Origin of the sequence: Micromonospora sediminicola, from assembly GCF_900089585.1 — a bacterium.
Lineage (GTDB): Bacteria > Actinomycetota > Actinomycetes > Mycobacteriales > Micromonosporaceae > Micromonospora > Micromonospora sediminicola.
In genome coordinates this window covers 3245626-3263847 of the sequence record NZ_FLRH01000003.1, presented here as the reverse complement: position 1 = coordinate 3263847, position 18222 = coordinate 3245626, and the positions used below count along the sequence as shown (strand labels likewise).

Here is an 18222-nt window from a genome sequence, read left to right as displayed (position 1 = left end):
CGGACGGTCAGCGGCGCGGGCCGGTCATCGACCGCAGCTCCGACTCCACGGTCAGCGCGGAGCCGTACTGGCGGAACCGGCCCCGCCGGTCGGCGCGCAGCTGCGCCGGCGTGAGGCCGTCGAGGTCGCGCAGCGCCTCCGCCACGGCCCGGCGCAGCGCGTCGGCGGCGGCCGACGGGTCGGCGCCGGTGCCGCCGTCGGGTTCGACCAGGACACCGTCGACCACGCCGAGGCGCAGCAGGTCCCGGGCGGTCACCCGGAGCGCGGCGGCGGCCCGGGGCGCGGCGGCCGGATCCTTCCAGAGGATCGCCGCGCACCCCTCGGCCGAGATCACCGAGTAGACCGCCGAACCGAACGCCAGCACCCGGTTGGCCACCGCCAGGCCGAGCGCGCCGCCGCTGCCGCCCTCGCCGATGACGACGGTGACCACCGCGACGGTGAGCGAGGACATCAGCCGCAGGTTCTCGGCGATCGCGACGGCCTGCCCGCGCTCCTCGGCGTCCGCGCCGGGGAACGCGCCGGGCGTGTCCACGAGCGTCACCACCGGCAGCCGCAGCTTCTCGGCCAGCCGCATCAGCCGGGCCGCCTTGCGGTAGCCCGACGGCATCGGCATGCCGAAGTTGCGGCGCGCCAGCTCGGCGGCGGTGTGGCCCTTCTGCTGGCCGATCACCACCACCGGCCGTCCGGCCAGCCGGGCGAGGCCGCCGACCACGGACGGGCAGTCACCGGAGATCCGGTCGCCGTGCAGCTCCAGGAAGTCGGTGAACGCGGTGGCCAGGTAGTCGACCGTGGTCGGCCGGCTCAGGTCGCGGGCCCGGCGGACCTGCTCCCACGCGTCCGCCTCGGGCAGCCGGTGGGGGTCGCGCACCGTCGCGGCGGCGTCCGGGGCGGGGGCCGGCTCCGGCGTGCCGGCGTCGGCCGCCGCCCGCAGCAGCCGCCCGATCTCGGTACGCAGCCGCGCGCGCGGCACGATCCGGTCCACCACGCCGCGCTCCCGCAGGAACTCGGCGGTCTGGAACTCCGGCGGCAGCTTCTCCCGGATGGTCTGCTCGATGACCCGGCGGCCGGCGAAGCCCAGCCGCGCGCCGGGCTCGGCCAGGATCACGTCGCAGAGCGTCGCGAAGGAGGCGGCCACCCCGCCGTAGGTGGGGTCGGTGACCAGCGAGACGGTGAGCACGCCGGCCTCGTCGAGCTGGCCCAGCGCGGCGGCCGTCTTGGCCATCTGCATCAGCGACAGCACGCCCTCCTGCATCCGGGCGCCACCGGAGGCGGAGACGATCACCAGCGGCGTCCGCTCGGCCAGCGCGACCTCGGCGGCCAGGGTGATCAGCTCCCCCACGGCGCTGCCCAGGCTGCCGCCGAGGAACCGGAAGTCCATCACCGCCAGCACCGCCGGGGCGCCGCCGATCCGCCCCCGCGCGCAGAGCACCGCCTCGTGCAGGCCGGTGCGGGCCCGCGCCTCGGCCAGCCGGGCCGGGTACGGCACGGTGTCCACGAAGCCCAACGGGTCCTCGCTGCGGGCGTCCAGGTCGAGCGGCTCGTAGCGGCCGTCGTCGACCAGCAGCTCCAGTCGCCGGCGCGCGGTCAGCGGCGTGTACCGCCCGCACTCGGGGCAGACGTGCAGGTTGCGCTGCCAGCGCCGGCCGTACACCGGCGTGGCGCAGCCGGGGCAGAGCACCCAGCGGGGCTCCTCCAGCGTCCGCTCGACCGTCTGCGTCATCGCTCCCACCCTCCAGGCACGGCACCGGGTCACGGACCATCCGACCCCGGGGCGCTCGAACGCGGACCGAGGATCGCTGGTGGCGGAGCGTCCGACCCCGGTTCGACCCGCCTTCGAGCCCCGGCGGCCAGCGTGGTGCGGGAGGTTCGCCGCACCCGACCGGAAGCAGAGGAACCAGGATGATCCCAGCGGATTCGCGTGAGCGGGCCGACGCCCGCCGGGAGGCGCTCGACCCCGCCGACTTCCGGGCCGCCATGGCGTCCTTCCCGACCGGTGTCACCGTGGTGACCACCCGGGACGCCGACGGCGTGCCGTACGGCTTCACCGCCAACTCGTTCTGCTCGGTCTCGTTGGAGCCGCCGCTGGTGCTGGTCTGCCTGGCCCGCTCGGCGCACTCGTACCCGGTCTTCGCCGGCTGCGAGCGGTTCGCGGTGAGCATCCTGCAGAGCCACCACACCGAGCTGGCGCGGCGGTTCGCCAGCAAGCGGGAGGACAAGTTCGCCCAGGGCCGGTTCCGGCGCACCGCCGGCGGGCTGACCGTGGTGGACGGCGCGGCGGCGGTGCTGGAGTGCGACCGCTACCGGCAGTACGAGGCCGGCGACCACGTGATCCTGCTCGGTCTGGTGCGGACGGCCCAGCTGGCGCCCACCCGCGACCCGGTGCTCTACGTGGAGCGCACGTTCGGCACGGTGGGACCCGCGACCCGGCGGTGAGTCCGGACGGACCGACGGGGAGCCGCCGGTGGGCCGGCCGCTCCCCGCCGTCGACGTCGTCGTCAGTCCTCGGCCAGCCCGGCCCGGCGCAGCGCCTGCGCCGCGCGGCGCAGGATCGTCACCCGGCCGGCGGTGTCGGTCGCGGCGGCGGACACCATGACGCCCAGCGTGGTCACGCCGGCCTCGGCGTACTCGCGCATCCGTCCCGCCACCCGGTCCGGCGGCCCGACCAGCGCGGTCTGGAGCACGAAGCCCTCCGGCACCGCCGCGCCGGCGGCGACCCGGTCGCCGGCGAGGACCAGGTCGTGCACCTTCTCCACCTCGCCGACGTAGCCGAGGCGCCGGGCCAGCGCGACGTACACGTTGCGCTCCGGGTCGCCGATGCCGAGCAGGTACGCGTACTGGCCGCGGACCAGGTCCACCGCCTCGCTCACGTCGTCCGCGATCGCGGTCGGCAGGCAGGGCAGCGTCTCGAACCCGGCCATCGTCCGGCCGGCGCTTTCCCGGCCGGCGCGCACCTGGCCGATCGCCTCGGCGGCGAGCGCCGGCGAGGTGAACACCCCGATCCACCCGTCGGCGATCTCCCCCGCCAGCCGCAGGTTCTTCGGACCGACGGCGGCCAGCCAGATCGGCAGGTCCGCGCGCAGCGGGGTGGTGAGCAGGTGCAGCGGTGCGCTGCCCGCGCCGTCACGGGGCAGCCGGAAGTGGCGGCCGGAGTAGCGCACCGGGCCGCCGCGCAGCGCGGCGCGGACGATGTCGACGTACTCCCGGGTGCGGCGCAACGGCTCGTCGAAGGGCACGCCGTACCAGCCGTCGGAGACCTCGGCGTTGGAGACGCCCAGGCCGAGCCGGAACCGCCCGCCGCTGAGCGCGTCCAGCGTCGCCGCGGTCAGCGCGGCCAGTCCCGGTGTCCGGGCGGGGATCTGCATGACCCCGGAGGCCAGGCCGATACGGTCGGTGCTCGCGGCCACCGCGCCGAGCAGGCTGGCCGCCTCGGAGCGGTATCCCTCGGGCGCGAGCGCGACCGCGTAGCCCAGCTCCTCGGCGGTGCGGGCCAGCAGCGCGGCGTCCTGGTAGACGAGGTTCACGGCGAGCTTCATGCGTTGCCTCCGGCTTCAGATGAGGTGGGCGCCGCCGTCGACCAGGACGACCTGGCCGGTGACGTAGGTCGCGGCGACCAGGCCGGCCACCGCCTCGGCGACGTCCTCGGGCCGGCCGACCCGGCGCAGCGGGGTGCTCTCCCGGACCTTCTCGGCGATGGCGGTGAACGACTCCGTCCACGGTGTCTCGATCAGGCCGGGCGCGACGGCGTTCACCCGGACCCGGGGCCCGACGACGTTGGCCAGCAGCCGGGTCAGGTGTTCCACCGCGGCCTTGCTGACCGCGTACGGGATGGAGCTTCCGGCGGGCCGGCTGCCCGCGACGGAGGACACGTTCACCACGGCGCCGGCGCCGGTCGCGGTGAGGTGCGGCATCGCGGCGACGGTGGTCTGCCAGGTGCCGATCAGGTTGAGGTCGAGGATCTCCCGCCACACCTCGGGGGTCGCGGCGGCCAGGTCGGCGTGCGGGATCAGGCGGGTCCGGCCGGCGTTGTTGACCAGGACGTCGAGGCGGCCGTACGTCTGCACGGCGGCCTCGACCAGCCCGGCGGACCCGGCCGGGTCGGCGACGTCGGCGGCGACGTAGACGGCGTCGGGCAGTTCGGCGGCGAGCTTCTCCCCCGCCTCCCGGGACCGGGCGGAGTTCACCACCACGCGGTAGCCGGCGCCGCCGAGCCGGCGGGCCACCGCGGCGCCGATCCCGGACGAGGATCCGGTGACCAGCGCGACGGGCTTGTCGGTCATGTCCTGCTTCCTTTCCGCGTACGGACGGTCGGACGACGCGGGCGCCGGACCAGGTCCGGCGCCCGCCGTGGTGCCGGTCGGTCAGCCGATGGTGGTGCTGGTGAACACCACCGGGGCCGCCGGGTTGCAGTCGAACGGCCGCTCCACGCCCTCCAGGTCGGTGCGGACCCAGGTCCAGGACGGGTCGGTCAGGCTGGTCCCGCCGGTGGTGGTCCGGGCGGTGCCGCTCGGGCCGGAGAGCAGGTAGACGGTGACGGTCGGCAGGTCGAACGGCACGCTGGCGGGCAGCGGGCCGGTCTCGGTGATGGTGAGCACCCGGGTCGACCAGTCGTACTGCGCCTGCGGCGGCGTGGTCAGGTTCTTGCCGCCGGAGAGGGTGTGCCAGACGTACCAGGCGTTGTCCGGCAGCTTGTACCTGACCTTGACGGTGCGCACCTGCTGGTTGAACTTCGGGTCCGGGGTCCACTCCTGCGGGTCGAGGGTGACCGCGAACGGCCGGTACGGCGCCACCTTCTGCGGCGCCGAGGCGGTGAAGGTGAGGCTGAACGGCACCGTCGTCGACCCGCCCGGGAAGGTGACGTAGCAGCTGTAGTCGACCGGAACGGTGCCGGTCACGGTCGGCGGGAGCAGGTTGTCGGCGGCCGCGCCGGTCGGGGCGACCGCACCGGTGGTGGCGGCGGCCGGGACCGGTGTGGCGGCGAGCCCCACCGCGCCCAGCGCCGCCACCGCCAGCAGCCGGCGCTTCCAGGTCGTGCGAGTGGTCATTGCGGTCCTCTCGATTCGGGGTGAACCCGGGCGGCGTCCGTGCGCCGCCGGGCGCGCAGCAACGGTCGCAACGGCCGGTCGAGGCCGGCTCGACGTCGCGTCCACAGGGGACGTACGGCTCAGGCGGGTTCGGTGACGGCGGCGGCCGGGATGCTGCGGGCCAGGGTGTAGCCGGTCATCTCGGGGCCCCGCACACCGGGGATCGCGGCCAGTGCCGCGCGCAGCGCGCCGGCGCGCGGGTTGCGCTTGAACGACTCCCGGTACGCCTCCTCACTGGCCCACTGCGCGTAGTTGACCAGCCGGGTGCCGTCGGTGCTGACGTGGTAGTTGGCGGAGATGAAGCCGGGACAGTGCCGGACCCACTCCTGCACGTCGGGGACGAGCAGGTCGAGCAGTTGGCGCTGCTGTTCCGGCCCGTCGGTGCGGAGCGTGACGATGGCGATGAATCCGGCGTCCGGCCGGGCGGGGTCGACCACGGAGTCCTCCTTCGGTCAGGGGCGGTGCCACGCCTGCGCGGCGTAGGCCGCGGCGGCGGGGTCGAACTGCAGGACGACGTGACTGGCCGCGGCGTTGGCGTCCCGCCAGGCGCGTTGCAGGGCGTTGCCGTCGGCCTGGGCGCGGGTGCCGGCGGCCCGGAACAACCGGTCGACGGCGCCGACCAGCAGGTCCACGGCGAAGGCGCAGTCCCGGCCGTTGCGCGCGGTCTCCAGCGCGCCGACCGGCCCGCCGTCGACGACCGCCGCGACCCGGTCCAGCAGCAGACGGGCGGCGTCGATCTCGGCCGCCGAGCGGGCCAGGACCGCGTCGTAGCCGGGGCCGCCGGTGATGCCGTTCGCCGGAGCGGTGCGCACCTTCTCGGCGATCCACGACATCCACACCTTCAGCGCGCCGGTCGCCGTGCCGAGGATCGGCGCCGCGAACCCCAGGCCGTTGGCGGCCTTGAGCGGCACCCGGTGACAGGGCGCGTCCGCCTCGGCCGCCGTGCCGGCGGCCAGCGCGTCGCGGGTGAAGGACATCTCGGCGGACACCCGCACGTCGTCGAGGACGAGCGTGTTGCTCCCGGTGGCCCGCATGCCGACGGTGAACCAGGTGTCCTCGATCGCGTACGCCGCCCGGGGGACGGCGAAGAAGCGCGCCCGCGGCCCGCCGTCGGTCCGGACCATCGCGCAGACCAGCGCCCAGTCGGAGAACTCGACCGCGCTCACGTACGGCCACCGGCCGGTGAGCCGCCAACCGCCGTCGGAGGGTGTCGCCTCGCCCAGCGGCATCAGCGCGCCGACGATCAGCGGATCGGGACCGTCACGCCACAGCTCGGCCTGGCCGGCGGCCGGCAGGTAGGCGGCCATCCGGCCCAGGCCGGCGGTGAGTGAGGCGTACCAGGCGGTGGAGGCGCAGCTCTCGCCGATCGCCGCCACCGCCCGGGACACCTCGGTGAACGTCCCGGCGTCGCCGCCCCAGCGGGCCGGCACGAAGTGCCGGGCGAACCCGGCGTCGAGGACGGCCCGGACCACCTCCGGATGCAGTCGCCGCTCCGCCTCGGCGGCGCCGGCGCGCTTGCCGGCCAGATCGGCGACCTGCTCGGCGGCGGCCCGCAGACCGTCTCGTTCGGACAATTGATCGCGCACGTCCTGCCTCCTCCTGGTACGGACGACTGGCGGTCGCCCGTACCGTGTCAGGAGGGGCTCGAGGACAACTCGACGCCGGCTCGGTCCCGGTCGGCGGGCAGCGGCAGGTGACCGATGTTGAGCAGCTCCAGCTGGAGTTGCTGGACCTCCGGGGTGGGCAGGACCCCCAGTTCCTCGTCGAGGATGCGGCGCAGGTCGTGGTAGGCCTGCAACGCCTCGGCCCGCCGGCCGGACCGGTTGAGCGCGGTGATGAGCTGGGCGTGGAACCACTCGTTGAGCGGGTACGCGCAGACCAGCGCACGCAGCTCGGGGATCAGCTCCCGGTGGCGGCCCAGTCGCTGCTCGGCCTCCATCCGCAGCTCGATCGCCCGGATCTTCAGCTCCTCCAGGTGGGTGATCTGGCCGCGCAGCACGGTGCCGGCGGAGACGTTGGCGAGTGCCGCGCCGCGCCACAGGTCGAGCGCCTCCCGCAGCACCCGGGACGCCTCCTCGAGTCGGCCGTCGTCGAGCAGTGTCCGGCCACGGCGGGTGAGCCGGATGAACACGGCGGCGTCGACCTCGTCCTCGGTGACGTCGACCAGGTAGCCGGGCGGCCGCGTCACCAGCAGCTCCCGGTCCGGCCGCACCAGCTCCTGCTGCGCGAAGATGCGCCGGGCGTGGTAGACGTACGTCTGCAGCGTGGTCACCGCGCTGCGGGGCGGGTGGTCCGCCCAGAGTTCCTCGACCAGCGCGCCGACGCTGACGATCTCGTTGGGCCGGATGAGCAGCAGGGCGAGCACCTGGCACACCTTGGGTGTGCTCAGCGTCGCCGCCCTACCGTTGTCGGCGACGATTTCCAGCGGACCGAGCAGATTGAAGCGCACCTTGATTCCCCCGAGCCAGGCGTTGTTCACGGACAATTAAGGCCGATCGGCACTCGCACCTTCCCGCCGCACTCGCAATTCCCACGACGGGGGCCGAACCGGCATTCCCCCGGTGCATTCACACCTGTCGACAATCATAGATGGGGGATGGACACCCAACGAGGCGTGACCGACGCCACAACCATTTCGGACAGTCGCGCTGACCTGGGAATTCGGTCGAGGTCGGTGATTTGTGCCGGGCTCGCAACACACTATCCGACAGAAGTTCCAAACGAGTGCCGGCGAAAGCCGGACCGCTCGACACATCTGCCGACACAATTTTACCGACCGGAAATACTCTCTCCGACGAACCGGGCAGGCGAATGCCGGGGACGGTCGTCGCGTTTCACGCGAACCGCCCCCGGCACCGCGGTCGGCCGGTCAGGCCCGGCACTCGGGCAGCTGCCCCCCGTTGAAGTCCACCATTTCCTGGAAAATCGCCACCACGTCCAACGGGCGACCACGGGCGCCGCCGCGCACCTCGTCGTACGCCCGGTGCAGGTTGCCCACGGTGCGCTCGGGGTCCAGCAGGTCGGCGAACTCGCCGGGGCCCGCCTCGCGCGCCGCGCGCAGCGGCGACCAGCCCTGCGCCACCCCGTGCCGGGCGACGTCGAGCACCCACCGCAGGTACCGCTCGGTCGGGTCGAACACCTCCGGTCCGGTCACCGCGCCGTGACCGCAGACCACCGTCGCCGGCCGCAGCTCGCGCAGCCGCCGCACCGCCGCCAGCGCCCCCTCGATGGAGCCCATCAGGTTGAACGGGGTGCAGCCGGAGAGCACCACGTCGCCGGCGAAGAGCACCCGCTCGGCCGGCAACCAGGCCACCACGTCGTTGGTGGTGTGCGCCGGCCCGACGTGGAGCAGGTCCACCCGCCGCTCCCCCTGGTGCAGGGTCAGCGCGTCACGGAAGGTCAGCGTGGGCAGCACCACCCGCACGTCGCCCCAGTCCACGTCCGGCCAGAGCCCGGTCAGGGCGAGCCCGGTCTCGGCCATCTCCACCCGGGCCCGCTCGTGGGCCACCACCGTCGTCCCCGGGCCGAAGGCGGCGTTGCCGAAGGTGTGGTCGCCGTGGTGGTGCGTGTTGACCACGACCCGGCCCGGGCCGGCGCCCAGGGCGTCCACCGCCTCGCGCAGGCGGGCCGCGCGCGCCTCGGTCGCCGCCGTGTCCACCACCACGGCGCCGTCGCCGCCCACCAGGACACCGGCGTTGTTCAGGCACCAGCCGCCGTTGGGCTGGGTGAAGGCGTAGACGCCGTCGGCGATCTCGGTCAGCCGACCGGCCGGCGCGACCGGCGTGGTCGGGGCGCTCACCGCGCCGCCGCGTCGGCCGCTCGCCGGGCGGCGGCGAACTCGCCCGCCCGGGCCAACGTGGTCCGGCTGTTGGCGCCGAGCGCGTCACGCACGTACGCCCGGGCGGCGGCCAGCGGGTCCGCGCCGCCGAACCGCGCGGTGGCCGCCTCCGGGTCGACGAGCACCAGGTGCCGGGCGGTGGCCTCGGTCGCGCCGTCGTGGTCGGCGAAGGTCCAGGTGCCGCTGTGTCCGAGCAGCAGCTGCGGCACCTCCAACTGCTTGTAGGCGATCAGGTCGGTGGCGCGGCAGACCCGCACCGAGCGGGTGCGGTGGGTGGAGCCGTCCCCGGTGACCGTCTCCATCTCCAGCGTCTGCGACCCCGGCTCGTCCTCGGTGAGGCGGACCCGCCGCACGTGCGGCAGCCGTTCCGCCCACCGGTCCGCCCGGTCGACGAACTCGAAGGCGTCCGCCGGGGACCCGGGCAGGGTGACCGTGTCCGCGAACTCGACCACGAGCTCGCCCACCGGCCGGGCCAGGCCGGCGACGCGGGCCAGCGCCGCCAGCTCGGCCGGGCTGTTGCGGTCCACCGCCGTGCCGACCCAGTCCAACGCGTCGGGATCGTCGTCGACGACAGTGAACTCGTGGCTGAGCCGGACCTCGGTGCCGCCGCCGGGCGCCGGGCGGAACCGCCACTCGCCCCGCATCGAGGCCACCGGCGCCTGACTGCGGTCCTGCGCGAACCGGATCCGCAGCTCGACCGGATCGAGCACGCGGCTCGACGTCCAGGTGCTCACCCGGTCGTTGACCATCGCCCAGATCCGGAACCGTTCCCGGTCCCCGTCCCGGCCGAAGTGCTCGACGTGGACGGTCGGCCCGAAGACCACCGGCCATCGACGCACCTCGGCGACCAGGTCGAAGACCTGATCGGGCGACCCCGGCACCACCGCGGTGTGCGCGGTGCGCCGGCTCCGGCTCGATCCACTCATGACGGTGACCTCCCTTCTCGGCGGGTTCAGGCCGTGGCGGCGGCCGTGTTCACCGCGTCGAGGACGGCCTTCGGGGTCTCCAGGTCCATCACCTGCTCGTCCGGCAGGCGCACCCCGAAGCGCTGCTCGATCCGGGCCGCGGTCTCCATCAGGGCCAGCGAGTCGTATCCGAGGTCCTCGAAGGGGACGTCGGCGATGTCGCCGCTGACGTCGTTCGAGTCGTCCTCGCCGGCGCACTCGACGAGGATGTCGCGCAGGTCGTCCAGGGTCATCAGGGGCATGTCGTCTCTCCTCGGTCGGCGATCCGGCGCCGGGCGGCGCCGGGTCGGAAATGCGGAGGTCAGGCCGCCGGGACCGGCGCGGCGGCGGCGCGTACCAGCACCGCGGCGTTGAAGCCCCAGCGGCCGCGGGCGAGCACCAGGGCGGTCCGCACCGGCGCCTCCCGCGGCGCGTCCCGCACCAGGTCGATGCCGTAGTCGGCGGGCACGTCGCCGGTGTGCCAGGTCGGCGGGATCAGGCCGTCCCGGATGGCGAGCAGGGCCGCGACCACGTCCAGCGGCCCGCCGCCGGAGTAGAGCCGGCCGGTGAGCGTCTTCGGCGCGGTCACCGGCACCCCGGCCGGCCCGAACACCTCGCGGATCGCCGCCGCCTCGACCCGGTCCAGCTCGGGCACGCCGGCCGCGTCGGCGAAGACCACGTCCACCTCGTCCGGGCGTACGCCCGCGTCGCGCAGCGCCGACTCGGCCGCCCGCCGCAGGCCCGGCGGACGGTCACTGCCGGCCGGCGGGTCGAAGGTGGCGGCGTAGCCGGCGATCTCCCCGTACACCCGGGGGGTGCCGCGGCGGGCGGCGGCGTCGGCCCGCTCCAGCACCAGGATTGCCCCGCCCTCGCCGGGCAGGTAGCCGCTGGCGGCGGTGTCGAACGGCAGGTAGGCCCGGCGGGGGTCGGCCACCGGGCTCACCCGGCCGCTGGCCAGGTGCGACACCCAGCCCCACGGGTCGAACGACGAGTCGACCCCGCCGCTGACCACCAGCGCGGTGCCCCTGCGGGCCGTACGCCGGGCGTGCCCGAGCGCGTCCAGCCCGCCGGCCTGCTCGGCCACCAGCACCGCGCCCGGGCCGCGCATGCCGTGCCGGATCGAGATCTGCCCGGTGTTGACCGCGTAGAACCAGGCGAACGACTCGTAGACACTGACGAACTGCGGCCCCTGGGACCAGAGCTTGCGAAACTCACCGTGGGTGAACTGGAAGCCGCCCGAGGCGTTCGACGTGATCACGCCCATGTCGTAGTCCCGGACATCGCCCGGGCCGACCGCCGCGTCGCGCAACGCCCACTCCGCGGCGGCCAGGGCCAGCCGGGTCGAGACGTCGGTCTGCGGCAGCAGCCGGTTGGGCAGGTGCGCGGCGGCGTCGAAGTCGGCGATCTGACCCGCGAGCGAGGCCGGGTACCGGCCGGCGTCGAACCGGTCCAGCGGGGCGATGCCGGAGTGCCCGGAGAGTGTGGCCGACCAGAAGTCGTCCACTCCGAGCCCGTTCGGCGCGACCACGCCGAGACCGGTGACGAGGACGGGCGTGGTCATCGCCGAACCCCCGCCGCGCGCAGCACCATGGCGCTCTGGAACCCGCCGAAGCCGCTGCCCACGGTGAGCACCGTGTCCAGCCGCCGCTCCCGCGCGGTGACCGGGACGTAGTCCAGGTCGCACTCGGGATCGGGAGTGGTGAGGTTGGCCGTCGGCGGCACCACGCCGTGCTCGATGGCCAGCGCGCACGCGGCCACCTCGATCGAGCCGATCGCGCCGAGCGAGTGGCCGACCATGGACTTGATCGAGCTGACCGGCACCCCGTACGCGTGCTGTCCGAGGCTGCGCTTGAAGGCGGCCGTCTCGTGCCGGTCGTTCTGCTTCGTGCCGGAGCCGTGCGCGTTGACGTAGTCGACCGCCGTGGGGTCCACCCGCGACTCGTCCAGGGCCACCCGGATCGCCTCGGCCATCTCCCGGCCGTCCTTCTTCAGGCCCGTCATGTGGTACGCGTTGCAGCGGGTGGCGTAGCCGGTGACCTCGGCGTAGACGTGGGCCCCCCGCCGGCGGGCGTGCTCGTACTCCTCGACCACGAACATCGCCGCCCCCTCGGCCAGCACGAAGCCGTTGCGGGTGCCGTCGAACGGGCGGGAGGCCCGCTCCGGCTCGTCGTCGCGGGGCGTGGTGGCCTTGATCGCGTCGAAGCAGGCGACCACGATCGGGGTCACCGGGGTGTCCGCCGCGCCGGTCAGCGCCACGTCGACGCTGCCCTCGCGGATCAGGTCGGCGGCGTGGCTGACCGCGTCCAGGCCGGAGGTGCAGCCGTCGGAGACCATGGTGACCGGCCCCTCGGCGCCCACCGTCCAGGCCACCTCGGCCGGCATGACGCTGGGGATCAGGTAGTCGAACATGTGCGGCGACAGGTAGTCGTGGTCGACCAGCCACCGTCGCCCGCTGTCCGAGAGCACCAGGTACTCCCGTTCCAGGCTGGTCGCGGCGGCCACCGCGCTGCCGAGGCTCACCCCGATCCGGGTCGGGTCGACCTCGGACGGATCGAGCCCGCTGTCCTCCACCGCCTCCCGGGCGCAGACCACGGCGAACTGGCTCGCCCGATCCATCCGGCGGATCTCCCGCGGGCTCAGCCCTTCCAGCTCGGGGTCGAAGTCGCACTCGCCGGCCACCCGGGAACGGAACGGCGCGGGATCGAAGAAGGAGATCCGCCGGGTCGCGGTGCGCCCGCTGGAGATCAGGTGCCAGAACTCCTTGGCGCCGCGCCCTCCGGGGGTGCGGACACCGATGCCGGTGATGACGACTCGGCGGGTCATCGGCGGACCTCCCGGGCGGTCGGGCGGCCCGGGGCGGAAGCCGGACGGGATGGGCGATGCGTCACCGGTGGGTCCCTTCGCGACGGCGGGAACGGCGACGCCGTCAGGAACCGGCGTCGCGCCCCAGCGTCCGGCGCGGCGCTCGAACCGCGCTCGAGACCGGTTCGGTCTCCGGTCAGGTCCGCACGGCCCTCCGTTCCCGAGGGCCCTCGATCGCGGCGCTCGCCCGATGGCAACCCCTGAGCACGCCGGGGGCACCCCTGCCTCGGGTCGGGCCACCCCGGCCCACCCCTTCACCCTCGGTAGCAAACCGTGCCGTCCGACAGGCAGGTGAAGCGAATCGATACTGATTAGCGGCTCAGCGGCGGGAAAGTTTGCGCCCTCCGCTGCCACCCCTTGGATCAAGGGGTTCAGCTCGACAAACCTTTGCCATAGATTGCCGTCCACGGCTCGCGGCGTGGATCACGAGCCGACGCGCGATACGAAGGGAAGGTGATCGCGATGTCCACCATGACCGACGCGGCCATCACGGAGAGTGCCGCGATCGAACTCACGGACGTCAACGAGGTCGAGGTGGTCGAGATCGAGTTCGACGAGCTCGGACGCTTCGAGTCGCTGTCGATGTGCTGCAACGTCGCGTTCTGACCGATCCGGCCTGAGCAGTACGGAACGCCGGCGGGACGTGGCGGCCAGCCGGTACGCCACGTCCCGCCCGGCACCCCGACGACCGGAGGAGAGCCCCCGTCGTGCACACCTCCCTGATCTTTCCCCCGGCCACCTACTACCACATGCCGTACCTCGCTCCGTACCTGCTCAAGGGGCACCTGCACGCCAGCAGCCCGGTGACCTGCCGGACCGACGACGCGAACATCCGGTTCTTCCACGCCCTGTGGACCGGCGGCGTCGAGCCGACGGAGCTGGACCCCTCGACCCCGCCGCGGGTCCGGCTCAGCCTGGAATATCTGGCGGCCCGCGGGGCGTCGGCCTGGGAGGCGCTGCGGGACCTGGCGACCTACCGGAGCACCCGCGCGGTCGCCCGGGCGTCCCGGACGCTGCGCTTCGCCGACCTGGCGCTCTCCTACGACCTGCGGCACCACGGCCTGACCCGGCCGGTGCCCACGCCGGAGCAGGACTGGCCCGCCCTGGTCGACCGCCTGCGGCACAGCGTCCTCGGCCGGTGGCTGGAGCGCGACGTCCGGGGCGGGCGCTACCGCGACTGCGCGGTGGTCTGCCTCAGCGCCGCCTACCTGGAACAACTCGCGCCGGCGCTGCTCATCGCCCGACTGGTCAAGGAACACCAGCCGGGCACCGTGGTGGTGATCGGGGGCAACGCCGTCACCCACGTCCGGCGGGAGGTGCTGGCGCACGACACCTCGTTCTGGCACGACGTCGACTACGCGGTGGCCTTCCAGGGCGAGGAGCCGCTCACCGCGTTGCTGACCGCGCTGGCGGCCGGGGCGACCGACGTCGACGTCGACGGCGTCGCCCGGATCCGGGACGGGGCCGTCACCTACCGGCGCGCCGCCCCGCAGACCGGCCCGCCGGCGGGGGCGCCCGACTTCACCGACCTGGACCACCTCTACCCCACCCCGGAGCCGATCTACCCGCTGCTGACCAGCAAGGGCTGCTACTGGGGCAAGTGCGCGTTCTGCACCCACCACGAGGGATACGGCGACGGCTACTTCCGGCTCGGCGCCGACGCCGTCGACGACGCCCTGAAGGCGATCAGCGCGGTCGACGGTTCCTACCTGTACTTCGTCGACGAGGCCATCCCGCCGCGGGAGATCAACGACCTGGCCCGCCGGCTCGCCGCGATCGCCGACGTTCCGGCGGAGACCGCGACGGCACGGCCGACCGCGGACCGGCGGTTCCGGTGGACCGCCGAGGCGCGCGTGGACAAGCCGATGCTCACCGAGGCGGCCGTGCGCAGCCTGGTCGACTCCGGCTGCGTGCTGCTGGTCAACGGCATCGAGGCCGGCTCCCAGCGGGTGGCCGACCTGATGCGCAAGGGCATCCGGCTCACCGACGTGGAGCGGCACGCCGAGCTGCTCAAGCGGGCCGGCATCCCGGTCGGCTGGATGTTCTTCATCGGCTTCCCCGGCGAGACCGACGAGGAGGCCCGCGCCACCTTCGAGATGATCCGGCGCAACCGGGACCACATCTCGTACGCCTCCGTCGGGACCTTCGCCCTGGAACGGGACTCGCCGGTCTGGAACGACCCCACCCGCTACCGGATCAATCTGCTCGAGGCGCACGTGCCGTACGCCCTGGCGCAGAACTACACCACCGCCGACGCCCAGGGCCCGGAGGCGGATCGGCAACGCGTGCGGCTGGACCGCCGGCTGGCGGAGCTGCACGCGGAGTTCGCCGACCTCGACCCGATCTTCGAACGGGCGGTGGACCGGTCCTTCGCGATGTTCATGGCGGTGGCGCAGGACGGGCGGCCGGACGTGCCGGACGTCGCCGGCGAGCCGGTCGGCGAGTCGTTCCGGTCGCCGTCCCTGGGCCGCACCGTCACCGTCGACCTCGACCGCTGGAAGATGAGAGTGAACCCATGACCACACAGACCACCGGCGACCTGCCGGCCGAACTGGTGCTGGCGCCGTTCGTCAAGCTCACCGGCACCCGGCGGTACACCGAGGACACCCCCCGGGTCTACCGTCGGCTCGACCTCTGGCGCGGCGCGAAGCAGGGCGTGGCCGCCACCGACCGGATCACCCGGCTGCTCGGCCGGTTCGAACACCCGCAGTCCACCGCCGCGCTGGTGCTCGCCGCCGGTTCACACGCCGACGACCTGGCCCGCACGCTCGCCACGCTGGTCGAGGTGGGGTTGCTGGTCGACGTGTCGGCCATCCGCACGCCGCGACCGTCGCTGGAGTTGGAGATCACCAACCGGTGCAACGCGGACTGCATGATGTGCCCCCGCCAGGAACTGCGCCCGCTCGGCGACATGAGCGAGGAGACGTTCGACCGGTTCCTGGAGTTCGCCGCCGCGATCGAGGCGCCCGGGATCATCCTGCAGGGCATCGGCGAACCCACGCTGCACCGGCGGTTGGTGCCGTGGGTCCGGCGGATGCGGGAGGCCCTCGGCCCGGAGGAGCGGTTCCCGATCGTCGCGGTCACCAACGGCTTCCGGATGGACGTCGACACGGTGACGGCACTGCGCGACGCCGGCCTGTCGCTGCTGAAGTGGTCGATCCACAGCCTGCGTCGGGAGCGGTTCGCCACCATCTTCGGGCGGGACAAGCGGGACGCCTCGGTGGCGAACCTGGAGGCGGCGATCCGGGTGGCACCCGACCTGGTGGCGCTCAACTTCGTCAAGATGGACATCAACCAGGACGAGGTGGACGACTTCCACCGCTGGATCGAGGAACGGGGACTGTCCCGGGGCAGGTTCCGCCAGATCGAGGTCCAGGGCCGCGGCGGCACCCTGCCGATCATGCAGCTCACCTCGCGTCCCGGCGCGACCGACCAGGCGCACTGCCTGTTCCGCAAGCAGTCCCTCTTCGTCGCCTGGGACGGTGACCTGCTGCCGTGCAGCAACGACGTCGGCAGCCGCCACCGCTACGCGAACCTGACCGTGGACGACACCGACACGATCATGAGCCGCTGGCGCACCGAGTTGCTCGGCCGGCCGGCCGAGTTCGCCATCTGCGACGGCTGCGACCACGGCAGCCGGGGCAACCTGCCGACCGACTGGCACGCGCTGGCGAGCGGGGCCCGTCTGGAACCCGCGTGACCGCGTCGGAGGCCGTGGACGTCGCAGGAGCGTGGCGGGACGTCGCCGCCACCTGCGACATCGTCAGCGTGGACGACCGGGGCGCCTCGGCCCTGCTCCGGCACGGGGCGCGGGGCTGGCGGCTGCGCTCCCCCGACCCGGCCGCGGTGCTCACCCAGGCGCGGCGTCTCGCCGACGGCGCGCCGGTCCCGGGCGGAGAACCGCGGGAACCCACGGTCCCGTTGCCGGAGCACGTCCTGCTCGACGCGCCGGACGACGGTTGGCGGCTCGGCCGCTGGTGGACGGCCGACGACCTGGTCACGGCCTGCCGCAACGCGCCGGCCGCGGCGGTGCCGGTGGCGGCCTGCGCGTACCGGCCGGCGCCGTGGGCGGCGGCGCTGGCCGACCTCGCCGGCGCCGTGCCGCACCAACCCGTTCTCGTCCTCGGCCGCTGGCTGGTCGTGGGACCGGTGGTCCACAACCACACCGACCACCGCTGGCTCCGGTCGCTGCTGGGCCAGCTCGACCCGCAGCTGTCGGCCCGGATCGACGGCGATCACCGGCTCGCGCATCCCGCCGGCCGGGCGCTGCCCGCCTCGGTGGTGTCGGCGGTCGTCGCCGCCCGCGAGGTGGACCCGGACGGCGTCGACATCCACCTGCGCGACCTGCGTGGTGGGTCGCGGCAGCGGGTCCGGCCACCCCGGTCGGTGCGGCGGGCGGCGCGGACGGATCCGCCGGACGGCCCGGTCTTCCAGCCGTGGGTGGACCACGAGGAGATCGACGCGGCGATCCCCCTGACCGTCGCGCTCGGTGCCGCGACCGATCCGGTACGCCCGGTCCGGTCCGCCGCGGTCTCCCCGCTGGCCGGCCTCGCCACCGCGCGGGCGGCACTGGAGGCCGCCGAACGCTTCGCGCTCAACCGCCGTCCCGCCCGGACCGTCACCTGCGCCCGCGAGGACCTGCCCGCCGGCCAGTCCGTCGTGGTGCCGGAGCCGTTCACCGACGCGCAGCGGGCCGCAGCGGACTTTCCCCACCCGGCCGTGGACCCGCGCGCCCCACGGCCGTGGACGTCGGCGACCTCGCTGGTGGACGGACGGCCGTGCTGGGTGCCGACCGAGGTGGCCTGCCTCGTTCCCGCCGTGGCCGGTGACCGCCCGTGCGTCCCGCGTACCAGCACGGGCACCGCGGCGCACACCAGCGCCCTGCTCGCCGAGCAGGGCGGGCTGCTCGAAGTGGCGGAGCGGGACCTGGTCGCGCGCCACTGGCCTGCCGGCCGGATGCACCGGTTGGACCCGGGCGTCTGGGCCCGGGAGCTGGACCAGGTCGCCCGGCAGCTCGGCCGGGACCCCTACCTGTACCTGTGCGCCGACCCGCTGGCGTCGGTCTGCGTGGTCACGCTGCACGACCCGGACACCGGAGCGGCGCACGTCGGCGGCTGCGCCGCTGCACCCACCGTCGCCGAGGCCGCCGCCCACGCCTTCGAGGAGGCCCTGATGCTGCACCACCGGGGCGTACCGGCCGGTGCGCCGGCGCCGCTGGCCGCACCGGTGGTGGCGGACCCGCTCGACCCGGCCGGCGTGGCCGCGTTCGAGGCGAACTTCCACTTCGACCGGCTACGCCGGCACTACCGGGCGGTGAGCGTGGACCTCGACACCCCCGGGCTGCGAGCCGACGGCATCGTGGTGCGCAAGGTGATCTCACCGGTCGCCGCCGACCTTCCGGTGCCCGGCGGGCCGCTGCCCGAGCGCCTGCTGGACGCTGCGGCGATCCGAGGCGCCGGACTGCTGCGACTGTTCCAGACCGGCTGAGGCGGCGCCG

General features: G+C 74.3%; 17 protein-coding genes. 5 read left to right on the top strand and 12 right to left on the bottom strand.

The window, feature by feature from the left end; translation table 11 throughout:
• Positions 1-7: 7 nt before the first annotated feature.
• Positions 8-1720 carry an acetyl-CoA carboxylase, carboxyltransferase subunit beta gene (gene accD / locus GA0070622_RS15540; RefSeq protein WP_091573953.1) on the bottom strand — a complete coding sequence of 571 codons (1713 nt, stop codon included), beginning with the start codon at positions 1718-1720 and terminating at the stop codon, positions 8-10.
• Positions 1721-1899: 179 nt separating this feature from the next.
• Here accD and GA0070622_RS15535 point away from each other — a divergent pair, with 179 nt between their 5' ends.
• Positions 1900-2433, top strand: coding sequence for a flavin reductase family protein (locus tag GA0070622_RS15535; protein WP_091573952.1), 534 nt, complete (start codon positions 1900-1902; stop codon positions 2431-2433).
• Between the two features lie 62 nt (positions 2434-2495).
• Here GA0070622_RS15535 and GA0070622_RS15530 read toward each other — a convergent pair whose 3' ends face one another.
• From GA0070622_RS15530 to GA0070622_RS15480, 11 genes are all read right to left on the bottom strand, one after another.
• Positions 2496-3533, bottom strand: a complete 1038-nt coding sequence (locus tag GA0070622_RS15530; RefSeq protein WP_091573951.1) for an LLM class flavin-dependent oxidoreductase — start codon at positions 3531-3533, stop codon at positions 2496-2498.
• Positions 3534-3548: 15 nt separating this feature from the next.
• Positions 3549-4277 (bottom strand): SDR family NAD(P)-dependent oxidoreductase, encoded by a 729-nt coding sequence (locus GA0070622_RS15525; RefSeq protein WP_091573950.1) that lies wholly within the window; start codon positions 4275-4277, stop codon positions 3549-3551.
• A gap of 81 nt (positions 4278-4358) precedes the next feature.
• Positions 4359-5042: a hypothetical protein gene (locus GA0070622_RS15520; protein WP_091573949.1), complete on the bottom strand. Its 684-nt coding sequence runs from the start codon at positions 5040-5042 to the stop codon at positions 4359-4361.
• 119 nt (positions 5043-5161) lie between these two features.
• On the bottom strand, positions 5162-5518 hold the full coding sequence (locus GA0070622_RS15515) for an antibiotic biosynthesis monooxygenase (protein ID WP_091573948.1): 357 nt from the start codon (positions 5516-5518) through the stop codon (positions 5162-5164).
• Between the two features lie 15 nt (positions 5519-5533).
• On the bottom strand, positions 5534-6667 hold the full coding sequence (locus tag GA0070622_RS15510) for an acyl-CoA dehydrogenase family protein (RefSeq protein WP_091573947.1): 1134 nt from the start codon (positions 6665-6667) through the stop codon (positions 5534-5536).
• A gap of 47 nt (positions 6668-6714) precedes the next feature.
• Complete coding sequence (locus GA0070622_RS15505) at positions 6715-7530, bottom strand: AfsR/SARP family transcriptional regulator (RefSeq protein WP_176558771.1); 816 nt, start codon at positions 7528-7530, stop codon at positions 6715-6717.
• Between the two features lie 420 nt (positions 7531-7950).
• Positions 7951-8880: an MBL fold metallo-hydrolase gene (locus tag GA0070622_RS15500; protein WP_218060596.1), complete on the bottom strand. Its 930-nt coding sequence runs from the start codon at positions 8878-8880 to the stop codon at positions 7951-7953.
• Positions 8877-9845, bottom strand: a complete 969-nt coding sequence (locus GA0070622_RS15495) for an aromatase/cyclase (protein WP_091573946.1) — start codon at positions 9843-9845, stop codon at positions 8877-8879. Before GA0070622_RS15495 ends, GA0070622_RS15500 begins: the two co-directional genes overlap by 4 nt.
• Before the next feature lie 26 nt (positions 9846-9871).
• On the bottom strand, positions 9872-10126 hold the full coding sequence (locus GA0070622_RS15490) for an acyl carrier protein (protein WP_091573945.1): 255 nt from the start codon (positions 10124-10126) through the stop codon (positions 9872-9874).
• 59 nt (positions 10127-10185) lie between these two features.
• A complete protein-coding gene (locus tag GA0070622_RS15485) occupies positions 10186-11424 on the bottom strand; it encodes a ketosynthase chain-length factor (protein ID WP_091573944.1) in 1239 nt (412 codons plus the stop codon).
• Positions 11421-12686, bottom strand: a complete 1266-nt coding sequence (locus tag GA0070622_RS15480; RefSeq protein WP_091573943.1) for a beta-ketoacyl-[acyl-carrier-protein] synthase family protein — start codon at positions 12684-12686, stop codon at positions 11421-11423. Before GA0070622_RS15480 ends, GA0070622_RS15485 begins: the two co-directional genes overlap by 4 nt.
• Positions 12687-13187: 501 nt before the next feature.
• On the opposite strand from GA0070622_RS15480, the gene GA0070622_RS32600 reads away from it, so the two are divergent.
• The 4 genes from GA0070622_RS32600 (at position 13188) to GA0070622_RS15465 (ending at position 18212) form a co-directional block, all read left to right on the top strand.
• Positions 13188-13331, top strand: coding sequence for a hypothetical protein (locus GA0070622_RS32600; RefSeq protein ID WP_157779040.1), 144 nt, complete (start codon positions 13188-13190; stop codon positions 13329-13331).
• Positions 13332-13432: 101 nt separating this feature from the next.
• Entirely contained in the window at positions 13433-15244 is a 1812-nt protein-coding gene (locus GA0070622_RS15475; RefSeq protein ID WP_091573942.1) for a B12-binding domain-containing radical SAM protein, read from the top strand.
• A complete protein-coding gene (locus GA0070622_RS15470; protein WP_091573941.1) occupies positions 15241-16425 on the top strand; it encodes a radical SAM/SPASM domain-containing protein in 1185 nt (394 codons plus the stop codon). Before GA0070622_RS15475 ends, GA0070622_RS15470 begins: the two co-directional genes overlap by 4 nt.
• Positions 16422-18212: a YcaO-like family protein gene (locus GA0070622_RS15465; protein ID WP_141684582.1), complete on the top strand. Its 1791-nt coding sequence runs from the start codon at positions 16422-16424 to the stop codon at positions 18210-18212. The genes GA0070622_RS15470 and GA0070622_RS15465 overlap by 4 nt, the downstream gene beginning before the upstream one ends.
• Positions 18213-18222 lie beyond the last annotated feature (10 nt).

Excerpts from the sequence above, each read along its gene's own strand:
- accD (WP_091573953.1), bottom strand. The coding sequence starts at position 1,720 with ATGACGCAGACGGTCGAGCGGACGCTGGAGGAGCCCCGCTGGGTGCTC.
- GA0070622_RS15535 (WP_091573952.1), top strand. The coding sequence starts at position 1,900 with ATGATCCCAGCGGATTCGCGTGAGCGGGCCGACGCCCGCCGGGAGGCG.
- GA0070622_RS15530 (WP_091573951.1), bottom strand. The coding sequence starts at position 3,533 with ATGAAGCTCGCCGTGAACCTCGTCTACCAGGACGCCGCGCTGCTGGCC.
- GA0070622_RS15525 (WP_091573950.1), bottom strand. The coding sequence starts at position 4,277 with ATGACCGACAAGCCCGTCGCGCTGGTCACCGGATCCTCGTCCGGGATC.
- GA0070622_RS15520 (WP_091573949.1), bottom strand. The coding sequence starts at position 5,042 with ATGACCACTCGCACGACCTGGAAGCGCCGGCTGCTGGCGGTGGCGGCG.
- GA0070622_RS15495 (WP_091573946.1), bottom strand. The coding sequence starts at position 9,845 with ATGAGTGGATCGAGCCGGAGCCGGCGCACCGCGCACACCGCGGTGGTG.
- GA0070622_RS15490 (WP_091573945.1), bottom strand. The coding sequence starts at position 10,126 with ATGCCCCTGATGACCCTGGACGACCTGCGCGACATCCTCGTCGAGTGC.
- GA0070622_RS15485 (WP_091573944.1), bottom strand. The coding sequence starts at position 11,424 with ATGACCACGCCCGTCCTCGTCACCGGTCTCGGCGTGGTCGCGCCGAAC.
- GA0070622_RS15480 (WP_091573943.1), bottom strand. The coding sequence starts at position 12,686 with ATGACCCGCCGAGTCGTCATCACCGGCATCGGTGTCCGCACCCCCGGA.
- GA0070622_RS32600 (WP_157779040.1), top strand. The coding sequence starts at position 13,188 with ATGTCCACCATGACCGACGCGGCCATCACGGAGAGTGCCGCGATCGAA.
- GA0070622_RS15470 (WP_091573941.1), top strand. The coding sequence starts at position 15,241 with ATGACCACACAGACCACCGGCGACCTGCCGGCCGAACTGGTGCTGGCG.